Annotated in this window: 15 protein-coding genes; 7 read left to right on the top strand and 8 right to left on the bottom strand. The window is 50.4% G+C overall.

Features of this window, described 5'->3' with window-relative positions; translation table 11 throughout:
• Positions 1 to 66: 66 nt before the first annotated feature.
• Positions 67 to 2,769 carry a PVC-type heme-binding CxxCH protein gene (locus tag J2Y43_RS26785; RefSeq protein WP_309989659.1) on the bottom strand — a complete coding sequence of 901 codons (2,703 nt, stop codon included), beginning with the start codon at positions 2,767 to 2,769 and terminating at the stop codon, positions 67 to 69.
• Positions 2,770 to 2,944: 175 nt separating this feature from the next.
• Here J2Y43_RS26785 and J2Y43_RS26780 point away from each other — a divergent pair, with 175 nt between their 5' ends.
• Both J2Y43_RS26780 and J2Y43_RS26775 read left to right on the top strand, forming a co-directional pair.
• Positions 2,945 to 3,136, top strand: a complete 192-nt coding sequence (locus tag J2Y43_RS26780) for a hypothetical protein (protein ID WP_309989663.1) — start codon at positions 2,945 to 2,947, stop codon at positions 3,134 to 3,136.
• Positions 3,133 to 3,393, top strand: a complete 261-nt coding sequence (locus J2Y43_RS26775) for a hypothetical protein (RefSeq protein ID WP_309989665.1) — start codon at positions 3,133 to 3,135, stop codon at positions 3,391 to 3,393. Before J2Y43_RS26780 ends, J2Y43_RS26775 begins: the two co-directional genes overlap by 4 nt.
• A gap of 38 nt (positions 3,394 to 3,431) precedes the next feature.
• Here J2Y43_RS26775 and J2Y43_RS26770 read toward each other — a convergent pair whose 3' ends face one another.
• Complete coding sequence (locus tag J2Y43_RS26770) at positions 3,432 to 6,515, bottom strand: PVC-type heme-binding CxxCH protein (RefSeq protein WP_309989668.1); 3,084 nt, start codon at positions 6,513 to 6,515, stop codon at positions 3,432 to 3,434.
• Positions 6,516 to 6,641: 126 nt separating this feature from the next.
• Between J2Y43_RS26770 and J2Y43_RS26765 the strand changes: the two genes are divergently transcribed.
• The 3 genes from J2Y43_RS26765 (at position 6,642) to J2Y43_RS26755 (ending at position 9,492) form a co-directional block, all read left to right on the top strand.
• Entirely contained in the window at positions 6,642 to 7,229 is a 588-nt protein-coding gene (locus J2Y43_RS26765; protein WP_309989671.1) for a hypothetical protein, read from the top strand.
• A gap of 84 nt (positions 7,230 to 7,313) precedes the next feature.
• On the top strand, positions 7,314 to 8,243 hold the full coding sequence (locus tag J2Y43_RS26760; protein ID WP_309989675.1) for an alpha/beta hydrolase: 930 nt from the start codon (positions 7,314 to 7,316) through the stop codon (positions 8,241 to 8,243).
• 61 nt (positions 8,244 to 8,304) lie between these two features.
• The gene (locus J2Y43_RS26755; RefSeq protein ID WP_309989677.1) at positions 8,305 to 9,492 is read left to right on the top strand and encodes a glycosyltransferase family 87 protein; all 1,188 of its coding nucleotides are present in this window, start codon (positions 8,305 to 8,307) and stop codon (positions 9,490 to 9,492) included.
• A gap of 72 nt (positions 9,493 to 9,564) precedes the next feature.
• Here the strand turns inward: J2Y43_RS26755 and J2Y43_RS26750 are convergent, their stop codons facing one another.
• The 6 genes from J2Y43_RS26750 to glp all read right to left on the bottom strand — a co-directional run bounded on the left by J2Y43_RS26750 (position 9,565) and on the right by glp (position 14,070).
• On the bottom strand, positions 9,565 to 9,981 hold the full coding sequence (locus J2Y43_RS26750) for a hypothetical protein (RefSeq protein WP_309989679.1): 417 nt from the start codon (positions 9,979 to 9,981) through the stop codon (positions 9,565 to 9,567).
• Between the two features lie 114 nt (positions 9,982 to 10,095).
• The gene (gene moaA, locus J2Y43_RS26745) at positions 10,096 to 11,088 is read right to left on the bottom strand and encodes a GTP 3',8-cyclase MoaA (RefSeq protein ID WP_309989682.1); all 993 of its coding nucleotides are present in this window, start codon (positions 11,086 to 11,088) and stop codon (positions 10,096 to 10,098) included.
• 9 nt (positions 11,089 to 11,097) lie between these two features.
• Complete coding sequence (gene moaCB / locus J2Y43_RS26740; protein ID WP_309989685.1) at positions 11,098 to 12,006, bottom strand: bifunctional molybdenum cofactor biosynthesis protein MoaC/MoaB; 909 nt, start codon at positions 12,004 to 12,006, stop codon at positions 11,098 to 11,100.
• Between the two features lie 124 nt (positions 12,007 to 12,130).
• Positions 12,131 to 12,580 carry a molybdenum cofactor biosynthesis protein MoaE gene (locus J2Y43_RS26735; protein ID WP_309989688.1) on the bottom strand — a complete coding sequence of 150 codons (450 nt, stop codon included), beginning with the start codon at positions 12,578 to 12,580 and terminating at the stop codon, positions 12,131 to 12,133.
• A 9-nt stretch (positions 12,581 to 12,589) separates the two neighbouring features.
• A complete protein-coding gene (locus tag J2Y43_RS26730; protein WP_090148288.1) occupies positions 12,590 to 12,829 on the bottom strand; it encodes a MoaD/ThiS family protein in 240 nt (79 codons plus the stop codon).
• Positions 12,830 to 12,879: 50 nt separating this feature from the next.
• Positions 12,880 to 14,070, bottom strand: coding sequence for a gephyrin-like molybdotransferase Glp (gene glp / locus J2Y43_RS26725; protein ID WP_309989692.1), 1,191 nt, complete (start codon positions 14,068 to 14,070; stop codon positions 12,880 to 12,882).
• A 489-nt stretch (positions 14,071 to 14,559) separates the two neighbouring features.
• Here glp and J2Y43_RS26720 point away from each other — a divergent pair, with 489 nt between their 5' ends.
• Positions 14,560 to 15,321 carry a lytic transglycosylase domain-containing protein gene (locus J2Y43_RS26720; protein WP_310226677.1) on the top strand — a complete coding sequence of 254 codons (762 nt, stop codon included), beginning with the start codon at positions 14,560 to 14,562 and terminating at the stop codon, positions 15,319 to 15,321.
• 127 nt (positions 15,322 to 15,448) lie between these two features.
• Positions 15,449 to 15,889, top strand: a complete 441-nt coding sequence (locus J2Y43_RS26715) for a peptidylprolyl isomerase (protein ID WP_309989697.1) — start codon at positions 15,449 to 15,451, stop codon at positions 15,887 to 15,889.
• The last annotated feature ends 1 nt before the right edge of the window (position 15,890 follow it).

The raw sequence follows: 15,890 nt of genomic DNA, 5'->3' as shown, positions 1-15,890 counted from the left end.
TTTTGTTTCAGAATTAAAGATGTACAGTCCGGAAATATACCCCAAAATCACTGCTCAATCTTCTTATTACTGGTTTTTTCTGCGTTTCCGTCGCTCCTTCTTACCACTTTTGGGCTCCTCCGCCGGGGCGGCTACCACTTCTTCCACAGGAGGTTTGGGTAAATAAGGCGCCAGCTGCGCCTTGATCTCCTCCCGGAAGGCATTCTTCACGCCTTCCAATGCTGCCTCCTTCACCTCACCGTCGATCTGTTCGTTTCTCAGCAACTTTACTACCGCTTCTTCTCCCGGCCAGCTTCCGCCCAGGTAGCGCGCAGCGTTCTTGCGCACACTCATTGGCTCGCCCGAACTCAGCAATACCGAGCGTAGCAGGTATACCGACTCCGAGCTACCGACTGTTTGAATCGAAGCCAGCAATGCCGACTTCTTTTCCTCATTCATAGTGGCCAGCTTTTGGGTAACATACGAAATCCCCGCCTGTTCGAGCAGCAGCGCACCTGCATCACGGCCGATTACCTCGTCGGATTTACTCAAAGCAAGTTTCAGCAGCCGGTCGTTTTCCGATTCCAGCTCATAACGGGTCATCAGGTCGATGTAATGCTCGGTACCGTAGGTTTCGTCGAGAAGCTTGTTCAGAGCAGTGAGTCCCTGCTGGGAGTTGGTTACAAACGATTTATCCAAATGCAGCAATGCCAGCTTGCTCACTTCGATCCGATCGGAAGACGGAACATTCAGCACATTGAGCAACGCCTGCGTTTTCTCATAACCCGCGTGAAAAAAGTCGAACGAGCGGAAATAGCGCAGCCTGCTTTTGAAACTCACCGACGTATCGGCTGCCAGTTCACTCAAATATGGAATGGCCTTGCGTGTACGCGCGAGCCAGATAATATCCTTCCCGGCGTCGCTGAGCCAGGGTTTCGGCCCCTGCCTTTCGAGCCATGCCGGAAACAGGCGCTCCCACTGATCGTAGGCACCGATGCTCAGTGCTTCCACGGTCCAGCGGTCATTGCCTTTGTATTGCTTAGCCAGTTGAAGCCACACGTCTAATGCCTCGTAGGTGTGGTTATGGTTGATAGCCAATGCGCATTCGCGACGCACCTGCGGGTCGCGGTCGGAGGTGAGGCGTTTGATATATTCCGTCGGATCACTGTTACGCTGCCGTACAGCCCGCAATGCGGTAATGCGCAAGTTCGGATTCAATTCACGGAAAGCGATATCGAGGTTTCGGTAATTGAAACCTTCTATGCGGTTCAGCACCCACAAAGCACGGGCCCGCAGCTTTGGATTTCCATTGTATAACCTGAAAAGCTCTTCCAGGAACGGCTCCGCCGCCCAGCCGTGCTTCACGCAGGCATTCCATGCCAGGTAACGCTGCGACAAGTTGGGGCTTTGCAATGCTTTTACCGCCTGCTCGGGTATCGACAAGTCGTACACCGGAATTTTGTAAGGCGTACCCGTCGGCGCAACACGGAAAATACGACCCCGGCTACGGTCTTTCATTTTGTTGGAACCCATTACCGGGTCATACCAGTCGGAAATGATCAGTGAGCCGTCCGGTGCCACACAGACGTCCGTCGGCCGGAACCATTTGTCGCGCTTGCCTTCCAGAATGGGCAGAATGCCTGTTGATTTATACCCGGCACCGTCATTTTGCACAGGAAATGCGCTCACGTAACCCTGCCCGGCATCGGCCAGCAAAATCTGGTCCCAGTAGCGCCGCGGCAGCAAATCGCCCTCATAGATCGTCATACCCATCGGAAAACCAGAACCGGTTTCCAGCAAATCGGGCACTACTCCCGGGTCATTCTGGTGCCAGTGACGGCGCGGGATTTCGTCTTCCAGGTTGGTGCGGTTGAGGCGCCAGCTTGCGCCGGTCATTTCATCTATATAACCGAAATTACCATTCTCCATCACATACGACACGCGGTCGCCCCCGTTCCCTGGTTCCTCCTGGTCCGACTGCCACATGGTACCGTAGCTATCCACAGCTACTTCCCAGCCATTGCGGAAGTTTTCGGCCATGATCTCGACTTTGGTAAAATCCTGCTCGCAGCGGAACACCACGCCCTGCTTGTACTGCCTGAAATCGATCGGCCTTTCGTATTTATCGAGCAACGGACGGTCCTGGCCGTCGACCAACTGCCTTCCCGCATTACCGAAATTGAAATAGAACTTGCCATCCGGCCCGAACACGAATGCATGCACACCTGCATCATTTTGCGCGCCGCCAATGCCTTTGAAAAGAATCTCTTTCGTATCGGCTTTATCATCTCCGTTGGTATCCGTGAAAAGCCACACATAGGGGCTTTGTGAGACAATCGCCTTATTACCCATTACCCAAATACCCAGTGGAGCATTGAGCTCCGGGCCCTGGTAAAAGACCTTGGTAACGTCCGCCTTGCCGTCACCGTCCTTGTCCTCCAAAATGACGATCCGGTCGCCCTGCCCGAGTTCAGATTTACCGTTTACGGCAGGCCGGTAATTGTACGCCTCGCACGCCCACACACGTCCGCGATGGTCGACATCGATATTAATCGGATTGATCACATTCGGCTCCGAAGCAAAGAGTGTCGCTTCGAGCCCGTCGGCCGCCTGCAAGCCCGCAACCGCGTTACGCGAGAAGCGCCGCTCCGCTTCCGACAATGCCGCATAGGCACTATCCGGATTAACAACTATCAGTGAATCAGCAACTTGACTAAAACCTTGAAATGAAAGGGAGGTAAAAAGAACCGCAGCACACCACGCAGATCTCACGATAGGGAATTGTTTCAAAACGAATTTTTGATGATGCAGATAATTTCAAAAAACGTTATAAAAATACCTCCTATTTCGGGAAATAAGAAATGCAGTTTCGGAAAAATGTAACCTTTCGGCGATTTGAAGTAGGTTGATTTTGAGGGGAAAGGTGGTTAAATTTAGAGAAGGATTACATGCACTATCAGTACTTATGAAAGAAAAAATCAGGCATTTAATTGCCGAGAAGCTCATCCAAAAGGGCCTTGTTAAAATGTCCCTCCACAGAATGACCGAGGCTGGTAACGACACCGACGAAGAATTAAATATTCTTTTAGATCGCTTACAACGCCTCGACGAAGAAATTAAAATCTTAGAAAGAGTGTTAAAACAATTGAAACAATGACCGAAAAACTTATGGAAAAAGAAGCGGTGGTACAGGCATTGTATACTGCATCAACACAAGAAGCCATTGATAAAGCAGGAGAGAACTGGTCGGAACTATATCAATCTGCCTCCGAGAAGGATAAGGAATATTTGCGAAGCGAAATGCGAAAATTTAGCCAATGGGTACTTGCCAAATGCGAAGAGTCTCATGAGGAATTCAAGCAGGTCCTGGCCGAATTCGAAGCCATGAAACTGGCAGAATCCCAGCACCAATAAGCGAAAATAGGAGCCTTCCGGCTCCTATTTTCGCTTTATCACTTCTTCTTCAAATTACTCAGATAATCCACCAAACTCACCAACTCCTCCGTACTCATCGCATCCTGCAAGCCGGACGGCATCATCGAATCTTTGAGCTGCTTGATCGATTTCACTTGCGACATTTTGTATTCCTGCGTCGAACCGCCAGGGAATTTGAGGATCAGGTCGGTTTCGGTTTTGCTGGAAATGATACCGGAAACAGCGGTACCATCCTTCAAAGTCACTTCAAAGCCTTCGTAGCCAAAACCAATACCGGCGCTCGGGTCTAAAATGGCTGCATATTGGGCTTCTTTCGGGAGCTTGCTTCCGATTTCAGACAATTTCGGGCCGAAATCCATTCCTTCGCCATTCACCTGGTGGCATACCGAGCAATAGGATGTGAATACCTGTTTGCCTTTGGTGAGGTCGCCTTTCATCGCTACCAGCTCCTTCACTTCGGGGTGTTTCCTGGCAGCTACGGCCGGGCCATCCAGGTATTTGGCGGCTTCCAGCTTTACGGATTTCCGCCAGGCACCGTTAAGGCCCTGTACGGCGGCGGCTTTTGCTTCTCCGGTCAGTTTCCCATCTTTCAACAATACCAGCACCTGGTCTTCCCCGCTCATGGTTCCGCCTAAGGATTTCGCCGCAATTATCTGCTGGTTTTCTGAAAAGCCGCTTTCGGTAGCTACCGTTCTGAGAATATCAAGTGCATCTTTGCTGCCGACAGATTTCAATGCGGTCAAAACAGCAACACTTTTGGATTCGTCCGGCCCTTTTACCACTTTCCAAAGCATTGGCGTTCCGCCTTGCTTGATCAGCTGCGACGCCGCTGCCGATCCGGCACGGCTATTCGATTGTTCCTCGGCCATTGTCAAAAGCCGCTGATTCTCGGAAGGAAGCTCATATTTGGCAACGAGTTCGAGGTAAGCCTGTGTGCCATAAGTCGCGTCGAGCATCTTTTTCAATGCAGCCATTGCTTCGGGCGTTTGCTTCACAAAGGCAGGGTCGAGGTGGCGCATTACCAGCTCATTCACCTTATCCTGGTCTTTACCGGTTCCATTCGTAAGTTTCAGCAGTGCCATCGACTTTTCATGAGCTGCCGAGTTGAAGTCGAATGCGCGGAAATAGCGCAGCCGGCTTTTCAAATCGACCGTCGGATCACCCGCCAGCGAAGCCAGCAGCTGAACAGATTCCTTCCCGCGCGAGCGCCATACAATATCCTTACCAGCCTGCGTAGCGACCGGGTTAGCGCCTGCTTTGCCCAGCCATGCTTTGAAAAACGAGTCCCACTGCGCATCGGCACCAATGCCCAGGGCTTCGAGGTACCAGCGGTCTTTTCCGTCGTACTGCTGCGCAAGCGATGCCCACAATGCGGGGGCCTCGGGTGACGGATTATGATGTAAAAGCAATGCACATTCGCGCCGTACCTGTGCATCGGAGTCTTTAACCAATACCTTGATATACGGAAGTACTTCCAGGTGTTTCGATTCGGATGCCGCGCGAAGTCCTGCAATCCGAATGTCTGCATTCGCATCCTTGATAGCCAGGTCAACGGATTTCTTTGCAGTATATGGCCATTTGCTAAGCAACCACAATGCCCGCGCCCGCATACGTGGCTCTGCATTTTTGTTCGCAAAAAGTTTTTCCAATGTCGGCGCAGCCTTGGCACCCATTCCGTTCAGAGCTGTCCATGCCTGGTAACGAATGGAAAGGTTGGGGCTTTGCAGCGCTTCCACCGCGCCCGCCACCGTCGTAAAATCCGATTTCGGGATGCGATAAGGCGTATTTAACGGGGCAATGCGGTAAATGCGGCCCTTACCCTGGTCACCCGCCTGGTGACCTCCTACCGCCGGATCGTACCAATCGGCAACGAGCAGGGAGCCATCCGGCGCTACGCAAATATCCGACGGACGGAACCATTGGTCACGTTTGCCGTCCACAATGTTCACGATCTTAGCCGAATAACCTGCACCTGCCTTTTCAACAGGGTACGAACGGACTACATTGTGGCCGGGCTCGCAGTGGATCATCTGACCCCAGAATTCTTTGGGAAGCAATTTTCCCTCGTAAACGACCATACCCGTCGGCGATCCTGAGCCGGTTTGCAACAGGTTGGGCACTACGCCCGGGTCATTCAAATGCCAGTGACGGTAAGGAATCGAGTCTTCCATGTTTGTGCGGTTCGCACGCCAGCCGGCTCCGGTCATTTCATCGGTATAACCGTAGTTGCCGTACTGCATCACGTAGTTGATACGGACGCCTTTGTTACCGTCGTCGTCGTTATCCGACTGCCACATGGTGCCGTAGCTATCCACCGCTACTTCGAAATTATTGCGGAAGTTACTCCCGAGTACTTCAATATTGGTAAAATCAGGATCGCAGCGAAAAACCATACCCTGCTTCAACTTCGAAAAATCGATTGGCTTACCATCTTTGCCCACCACAGGATTCCCCTTGCCGTCGAGCAGGTGGTCGCCTTCATTTCCGAAATTGAAATACAATTTTCCATCCGGCCCGAATACGAACGCGTGCATGCCGTGGTCGTGCTGGTCGCCGCCGATGCCTTCGAAGATAACTTCCTTCTTATCGGCTTTCAAATCACCGTCCTCATCCGTGAAAAGCCACACATACGGACTTTGAGAAACAATCACCTTGTTGCCCATTACCCAAATACCCAACGGCGCATTGATTTCCGATCCCTGATAAAAGACTGTCGATTTATCGGACTTGCCATCCCCATTGGTATCTTCCAGCACCATAATGCGGTCGCCCTCATTTTTTGTGGGATTGCCGTTAATCGCCGGACGATAGTTATACGCTTCACAAACCCAGACCCTTCCCAAATGGTCCACATCGATATTCGTCGGGTTCGTGATCGTCGGCTCCGACGTAAAAAGGGTTGCTTCCAGCCTATTTGCCGTCGTCAGACCTGCTACGGCATATCTCGACGAACGTTTTTGAGCATCCGTGAGATCTTTGTAAAGCGTGTCGGCCGAAGCGGCGTCAATCGTACTGGGGTTCGAACGCTGATAAGAGGCGACCATCAGACCGGCCAGCAAACAACCGGCTGGAAAGAGGATAAGCGATTTTTTGAAGTTCATAGGTAAATCAAGCGCTTTTCGGCCTTGAATCAGAAAGCATTAGCCTGATCAAAACCTATACGTGTCATTTTTACAATAATAATTTTAATTACGTCTATAAGGGACCACCTACTTATATTTACTATCATGAAAACGACTTTTTTTTCCTGCCTGGCGCTGTGCGTCGCTGCTGAAATTTCAGCACAAAATATCCTTCCTGCCGAGGTGCAAATCAAGACGGCCGTCATGGCTGCACCGTCGGATAAGCAGGCGGGAGCAAAAGTGTACGGCTACGCAGCTGACGGTACATTCAAAATCCTGCGCGAGGGCAGCAACGACTTCGTTTGCCTGGCCGATGACCCCAAAAAAGAGGATATCAGCGTATCTTGCTACCTCGCGGAGCTCGACGCATTTATGGAGCGGGGGCGCGTGCTCGCCAAAGAAGGGAAGAACCAAAAGGAAATTTTCGATATCCGTGAAAAGGAAGTAAAAGAAGGCAAATTGAAAATGCCGAAGCAATCGTCGACCCTATACGTCCTGTCCGGCTCCAAGGATAACTACGACGCCACAACCGGGGCACTCAAAAACGGCTACCTGCGGTACGTGGTATATATTCCCTTTGCAACCGCCGAAAGTACCGGCCTTCCCCTGAAACCGGACGTTCCGGGAATGCCCTGGATCATGGACCCGGGTACACATAGGGCACATATTATGATTAATCCGCCGAAACCCTAGGCTTCAAAACAGCGTCTTTACAACCCATTTTGAGGGTATAATGCCAACACAGGTGTCTTTTCGATGAAAAGCAACGGGAAATCAATGAAAAAAACAGCACGTATCCTTACCGTTTTGAGCCTGCTCGCATTATCAGTTCCATCTATGGCGCAAACAGAAACCATGAACCTTTGGCCGGAAGGCAAAGTCCCCAATTTTAAAAAGAGTGATGTAGAAGAAAAATCGGTTACCGATGAGCAGGGTATCCTGCGGATCAGCGGCGTAACGGTACCTACAATTTCAGCGTACATTGCACCCAAAGAGAAAGCAACCGGAGCAGCGGTGATGATCTGTCCGGGGGGCGGTTACGGCATACTGGCAGCTTCCCACGAAGGCAGTGATTTTGCCAAATGGTTCAATGAACGCGGTATTTCAGCTTTTGTATTAAAATATCGGCTGCCGAACGAAAAAGCGATGGCCCACCAGCACGAGGTGCCATTAATGGACGCTATGCAAGGCATGAAGCTGATCCGCCAGAATGCCGCCAAATGGGGCATCGACGTGAACAAGATCGGCGTTATGGGTTTCTCGGCAGGCGGCCACCTGGCAGCCACGATTTCGACGCACTACAATATGGGCGAAAAAGCTTCAGCTGACGGCAAACCGAACTTTTCTATATTGATTTACCCGGTGATCTCGCTTACGCCCGCCCTCGCACACGGAGGCTCGCGTGACAATCTGCTCGGACCTGAAAAATCGGATGAGCTGATTAAATATTACTCCAACGAATTGCAGGTGTCGGATCAAACTCCTCCCGCATTCCTCGTTCACGCTATGGACGATACGGGCGTGCCGGTCGAAAACAGCATCGAATATTACCTCGCGCTGAAAAAGAAAAAGATCCCTGCTGAAATGCATTTGTACCCCAAAGGCGGCCATGGTTACGGCATGCGTACGGAAGACAAAGGATCATTGGCGAACTGGCCTGCCGCGATGGAAGGTTGGCTGAAAGCGATGGGATACCAGAAAAATTGACGGCGGCGATGAATTAATCCCTAGTTTTGAAGAAAAATCAACGCTAGGGATTATTCAGTTTATGAATGCTTTTAACCGCCTGGTGGTCAGCAAGCGATCACTCCTCTTTATTGTACTGGCCATTGCCGCCTTTGCTACGCTTCAATCGGTATTCTCCCACCCCAAAACCTTCGCGAATCAGCCGCAACTTTACACTACCTATAACAACTACGTCATTTTCAAACAGTCTTTCTTCCACCTGATCGAAGGGAAGAACCTGTACCGGTGGCATGTCGACGAGTATTGGGACCTGTTCAAATACAGCCCGGCATTCGCACTCGTTTTTGGCATACTTTCCATTATGCCTACATTCGTCGGTCTGTTTTTCTGGAACCTGATCAATGTGGCGGTGCTCTTCTTTTCGGTCTATTTTCTTCCTAGAATCGACTTACGGACGAAGGGACTGATGGTCTCTTTTATGCTGGTAGAGCTCCTCACTGCCACGCAAAATGAGCAGAGTAACGCACTGATCGCCGGCTTGCTGCTGTTTGGATTCGGGTTTCTCGAACGGGATAAATACTGGATGGCCTCGCTGTGCATCGTCTCCACGATCTTCATCAAACTTTTCGGCATTGTTGCCCTGGCACTGTATCTCCTGTACCCGAACAAGCTCAAACTGGCCTACACGACCGCTGCATGGGTTGTTTTGCTCACCATATTGCCGATCGTCGCAGTCACACCCGAGCAATTTGTTGTACTGTATAAAACCTGGTGGAAACTCCTCGCCGCAGACCGCGACTTTTCCGACGGCCTTTCCGTCATAGGCTGGCTAAAAATCTGGTTTTCGCTGGATGTGAACAAAGCTTACGTTAACCTGGTCGGCATGGCGCTCTTCTGCCTGCCGCTGCTCAAAATCAAATCATACGGCAACTACGTTTTCCGGGCATTAATGCTGGCTTCGGTACTGGTATGGGTGGTGATTTTCAACCACCGTGCGGAGTCGCCGACATTTATCATTGCCATTGCTGGCGTGGCGGTCTGGTATTACTTGCAAGCGCCGACAAGACTGAACCACGTGCTGCTCGTGCTGGCATTTATATTTACCACACTATCTCCTACCGACGTGTTTCCCCCATTTATCCGGAATACCTATTTCTGGCCATATGTCGTGAAAGCGGTGCCTTGCATTCTCATTTGGGGCAAAATCATTTACGACCTGCTCTTCACGGAACTGCATCCGCGGCCCGCAGAAGTGGAGGCTGTGCAATAAATTCAGATACAAAAAAGCGTTACAGGAACGCTGCGGCGGCATCCTGTAACGCACATATTTGGGTAACCTGAATTAATTCACTCCTAAAAGCGTCCGGCTTACTTCACGCACTTCTTTGGTAGACAGGTAGATGCTTTTAACGATCTTCTCGTTGTCATTCGAGATTTCGAGCGTATAAACCCCATCACCCATTTCATCAAACTTTATTTTCCGGCCGGTTTTTGTAATATACTTAGGTACGAATTCCTCGTGAAGCAAATTCCCCTTGCTATCCAACAGGCGAATCGCCACCTTTTCGCCTTTTTCCTTTTCCATCAGCACATTCATCGACATCGTGTTGCGCACGCGGTACATACCTACGCGAAACTTTTCACAAGTGTTGTTTTTACATTCCGCTTTCGGCGAAACAATCGGATCGGCTTGCACCTGGACAGTCATTGTAAATAATGCGAATGCTGCGGTAACGGCGGTTTTTAAGATGTTTGGCATGGCTCTTGAAGGTTAACTGATTGGTAAACTGAATTGATTTCGAACCAATGAGGTAACCGTTCAGGCCACTGTTGCATACAAAGTTTGGACGGTAAAATAGGAGGTTAAGCGGTGTTACCCTCCAATCGCAATCATCTCCCGATTCTGCTCGTATTCCGTCTTGGCTTGCTGTTCGGAGAAGCTGGCGTGGCCGCCGTGGGCGAAGTGTTTTTTGTGGAAATGCGCGTAAATGAGCGGACGCACGTCGTCGCCTTTGCGCAATGGAGTGAGAAGGTCGACTTCGGAGGTATCAAAAAGGCAATTTTTGAGTTTTCCGTCGGCGGTGAGACGGATTCGGTTGCAACCTTCGCAGAATGGGTGGGTGACAGTGCCAATAATGCCGAAAGTACCGGCGCCGCCATTTGCCTGAAATCGACGGGCAGTATCGTGCAACTCACCAGCGACCGGCTGGAATTCAAACTCCTGACCAATACCGGCGAGCAGATCCGCATAGGAAACGATTTTGGACAAATCCCATTGATTACCCTTGAAAGGCATGAACTCGATAAAACGGACGTGCAGGTTAGGCTCCGTGAGCGTCATCCGCACAAAGTCATTGACCTCATCGTCATTCGTTCCCCGCATAACCACCATATTCAATTTCACCACAAAGCCTTCATCGAGGAGCAGGCGGATGTGGTCCAGTGTTTTACCAAAATGATCACGCTTGGTAATGGACCGAAATCGCTCTTCTTGCAGCGTATCCAGGCTCACGTTCAACGAAGTCACCCCGGCCGCCTTCAATTCCGGTATGAACTGATCCACATAAACGGCATTGGTCGTCAGCGTGAGTGAAGCAGGCAGCTTCCCAAGATCGGAAATAATATCACCGGCATCCTTGCGGACCAGCGGCTCACCGCCCGTAAGCCGGATTTTTTCAACACCCATTTCCACAAACAGGCCTGCCAGATAAGCGATTTCATCAGCCTGCATGAGCCATTTGGAAGGCATGAATTGCATATCCTCCTGCGGCATACAATAGGTACAACGGAGATTGCACTTATCCGTCAGCGAAATGCGCAGATAAGTGTGCTTGCGACCAAATGTATCTACAATAGGCAATGCCATGGGTTGTTGTTAATCGTGTTTTTTCCCCTCTAAAACATTAAAAACATGTAAAACATGCGGAAAGAGCGCATCAATATATTCCGTTACACCTCCCGTGCTGCCGGGCATGGTAATAACCAGCATTTCGCCGATAAAACCGGCCGCAGATCGCGACAACATCGACGTCGGGACACGCTCCTGGCCATATTGGCGCGCCGTCTCCGCAATGCCCGGAATTTCCCGGTCGAGCAGCTCGGACACCGCCTCGGGTGTTACATCTCTGGGCGACAATCCGGTACCACCCGTAATGAGCACCATATCGTATCCTCCCGTTTGCAGTGACTGCAATTTGGTTTGAATGCCCGTCTTGTCGTCGGCGATAATGCTGTAATCGCTCACTTCCAGCTTGAATGCTTTCAGTTTTTCGATGATCTTCTTGCCGGATTTGTCTTCGCCTATTCCCTTTGAGATACTGTCAGAACAGACTACTACGGCCGTTTTCAGACCTTCCGGCGCGGGTTTGCGGTCGCTTTTCCCTCCCTTTTTCTCCAACAAACGGATATTCCGAATCTCAACGCCTTTATCGATCGGTTTGAGCATGTCGTACATCGTGAGTGCTACCACCGACGCGCCGTGCATGGCTTCCACCTCGACGCCTGTTTTATATATTGTCTTGACCGTCAATTCAATGACGATCGTCAAATCCTCGATCCGGTACTGAACGCCGGTGTATTCCACCGGGATAGGATGGCAGTCGGGCAGTAAATCGGGCGTTTTTTTAACCGCCAGAAAGCCCGCAGCCTTTGCCATTTCAAAAACATCACCTTTCGGCACAGTACGGTTCTGAATCGCCTCCACAGTCTCCGGCTTGCTTACTTGTACAATAGCCTGCGCAGTTGCAATGCGAAGTGTGTTGGTTTTATGGGTAATGTCGACCATTTACAATTTTGAATCGTTTTAAATGTCAGGTATTGTCATGTGTGGTCAGAAATGGTCAAGTATTGGTTTCTAAGACAATTGCATAACTACACCTGACCTCCTGACTACATCTGACAATACCTGACTACGTATTTTCCTTCCAGACATGCTGCCCCGCCTCACCTACCAGCTCCTTACCGAAAATGGGCACGTTGGCTTTAATTTCTTCCACGATATATTCCGAAGCCTCAAATGCAGCCCTACGATGCGGGGATGAAACGAACACAAAAAGGCTGATTTCGCCCGTGGGCACGAGGCCAAGGCTATGGTATATGTGCATGCAAGTGAGCTCGAATTTGGCAAATGCGGCCTCCCGGATGTCGTGGAATGCCTGCTCCGCCATTTCCTCGTAGGCGGTGTAGTCGATGCCCGTCACGGCACCGCCTTCTTTCTGGTCGGCGCGGATTTGCCCGAGAAATATTGCGTGGGCACCAATGCCGGTTTTGGATTGGTGGCTCGCAATCGACTTCGCGACAAAATCGGGGCTGATCGGCCCCTGAACAAATACCTTTTTCGGTTTATGTGCTTTTTCCATGTCCTGCTGTTAACCTCCCGCAAACGGTGGGAGCAATGCGATCTCCGCCGGGGTTTCGATTAATACAAAATCCTCTGAAATCTTCTGGTTGACCGCTATTTTGAATTTTTTATCGCGCATAGCAGGATACTTGTCCAGCATTTGCGCACGAAACTGGCCTACCGTCAGGCCACCGGCCGCATTCCAGACTTCGTCCGATAGCCCGGCGATCTCCGCGAGCATTCCGAAATATTTGACTTGAAAACTCATTGGTACCTGATATCCGTTCAACCCAATAACCCGCATCCGGCCCGTCGGGTTCAGAGCGGGAGCAAATGTACCTCCACCAGTTCACCCGCTTCGACCCGATTTTGCACCACGGGCAGGTAAATGATCGCATTGGCAACCGCAAATGAGCCAATCACGAACGACTCCTGCCCATCGAGCGATACCACTTCGCCGGCTTCCACCCGCGCTTTCAAAAACTCGTCGCGCTCGCCGTCGAAACGGTACGCATGCCGCAAAGGCAGCTTCACCGATCTTAGGAACGGCTCCTTGCTGCCCATTATTCTTTTCAATGCCGGCAATACATATTCATAATAGCAAACCAGTGAGGACGCCGGATTACCCGGCAATGCAAAAATCAGTTTTTCACCTTTTTTGCCAAAAAGAAGCGGCTTCCCGGGCTTTTGCCGCACTTTGTAAAAGATCGTCTCTGCCCCCAATGCTTCCAATGCTTTACCTACAAAATCATAATCACCTACCGAAATCCCGCCCGAAGCAAGTACTACGTCATACGCTTCCAACAACGCTCCCAGCGCTGCCACCGTAGCATCGAAGTCGTCCGAAGCATAGCTAATCGAAACCTCGGTGATACCGGCCTGAGCCAGTGCGGCTTGCAGCATCGCCGAATTGGATTCGTATATCTTGCCGGGTTCCAACGCTTCGCCCGCTTTCAGCAACTCATCACCTGTGACCAGCAAACCTATCCGCGGTTTTGCATGAACCGACACCTCATTCACATTCATTCCCTTCAAAAACCCGACGGCACCCGGTGATAGGAGCGTTCCGGCACGCAATGCAACCGCTCCCTGAGCGATCTGCTGTCCTGCCCGGCGGACATTTTTTCCTTCCGTAACCGGAAATTCATGGATTTGTACGGAACCGTCCGCCAACGAGGTATTCTCCTGCATCACCACCGCCGTAGCACCATCGGGTACGGGTGCACCTGTGAATATGCGCACCGCCATGCCTGCGCTCACAACCGGCAAATCGGCCTGGCCGGCCTTCGACTCCCCTGCGAGGTGCAGCGATGTCCCGGCTTCGGTCACATCGGAATGCACGATCGCGTACCCGTCCATCGACGACTGCCTGAATGGCGGAAGCGCTATCGGAGAAACTACGTCTGCCGCCAGATAACTGCCGACGGCCTGTCCCAATGGTATTTGTACCGATGGCAACGTTTCAGTGTTTGCAATAATTCTCTCTCTTGCCTCGTTGACTGTGACCATATTTCAAAAAATGCCATGCAGAAAGTGCAAGTTAACACATTCGCGAGTGTAAATGGAACAGCTCGAAATTGTCTCCGAAAAGTCAGTTCCAGCCGACAATTGGCGACATTTTCCACAATAATACCATTATCCCCACAGAACACTAGTTTGTAACCAACTGACCATCAATAGGTAAAACTTATACTAAAAAGACCACCTCTTGCTATAATTACATTTAATACAAGAGTTTGCATTTGGTGCTAAGCGCATTTTACCAATTAAAATTTCACGTTGTGCCCGGCTGGCGCGGTTTTTATTCAGGATCACTTGCCGGAGGCCAAATGCAGCATTCTTATTTTTGTCCTAGAATCGCCTTTAACAAACCCCTAAAAATCAGTTTTTTACCTCAAATTGAAATTTTATTTATTCAATCCCGTTATCTTTGCACTTCGGCCCTGTGCCTGAAATGATGTTTCACGAAATACAAAATGCATGATTAGACTTATCTTTATGGCCTTCTCAATCGCATTATTCGGAAAAAGTCCGATGAGCGAGGTGGAGGTGGAAAAGAAGGAGCTGAAAGAAACAACCATCATTGATTCAGATCTTCTTGCTATTGACTTCTGTGGCGAAGCCGTTCCTTTATCAGAGCTTCGAATCGCCGAGCGATATCAAAACACGATCAGAAATTACGACAATCCCACTTTTCGTAAGCTGATGACCACAACGAAAAAGAGAATGCGGATCATTGAACCCATTCTCAAGAAGTACGGAGTACCAGCCGATTTTAAGTATATTCCTTTGATAGAGAGCGCTATGAAAGATGAGGTTACTTCTCATCGCGGCGCCGCCGGATACTGGCAACTGATGCCATCTACGGCAAAATCTCTCGGGCTGGTTGTAAATGAAACCAGGGACGACCGCAAACATTTGGTCAAATCGACCCACGCGGCAGGCAAGTACCTCCGCGACCTGTATAAACAACTAGGTTCCTGGACATTGGTAGCTGCTGCATACAACGCAGGCCCGACGCACATCCAAAACCGGATGGATTCACAGAATAAGGATGATTTTTTCAAACTCCGCCTCAATTCGGAGACTGCGAGGTACCTCTATAAGATTCTCGCCGTAAAAGAATGGTTCTCCAACCCCGAAAGAAGCCGCGAATGGGGAAGCGGCGATGTGGTCGACCGCCTTTCTGCCTTCAAGATCGAGCAGAAAAAAGCCGCAGCGCTGGCTAAGGCTGAAACTGGGCCCAAGGCAGGGTCATAACCTCCGTTATTTTATTTGAAAGTTCATAAGAAGAAAAGGATACATTATCCTTTTCTTTGTGTTATTATAGCAAGGGCACAATGCGGCCCTGCTTATCTTTCGTACCTCTTTAATACTCACTTTTGACATGACAAAAGCGGAAATGATCACTGACAAGGGCACAATGCTCATCGAATTCTATGATGAAGATGCTCCCAACACAGTGAAAAACTTTGTTGATCTTTCTAAAAAAGGCTTTTATGACGGTGTGATTTTCCACCGCGTAATTCCTGATTTCGTAATCCAGGGCGGCGACCCTACCGGCACCGGCCGTGGAGGTCCTGGCTACCACATCGATTGCGAGCTTACCGGCGGCAACCAGTACCACGACCGTGGCGTGCTTTCCATGGCACATGCCGGCCGTAACACCGGCGGTTCACAGTTCTTCATCTGCCACAGCCGTAATAATACCGCGCACCTCGACAGGAACCACACTTGCTTCGGCCGCGTGGTAGAAGGCATCGAAACGGTTGACGCGATCCGCCAGGGCGACAAGATCCAGAAAATCACGATCATCGAAGAAGCATAAG

The organism is Dyadobacter sp. BE31 (genome assembly GCF_031457695.1).
GTDB lineage: Bacteria > Bacteroidota > Bacteroidia > Cytophagales > Spirosomataceae > Dyadobacter.
The sequence above is the reverse complement of the archived record's forward strand: the minus strand, read 5'-3'. Positions and strand labels throughout refer to the sequence as shown.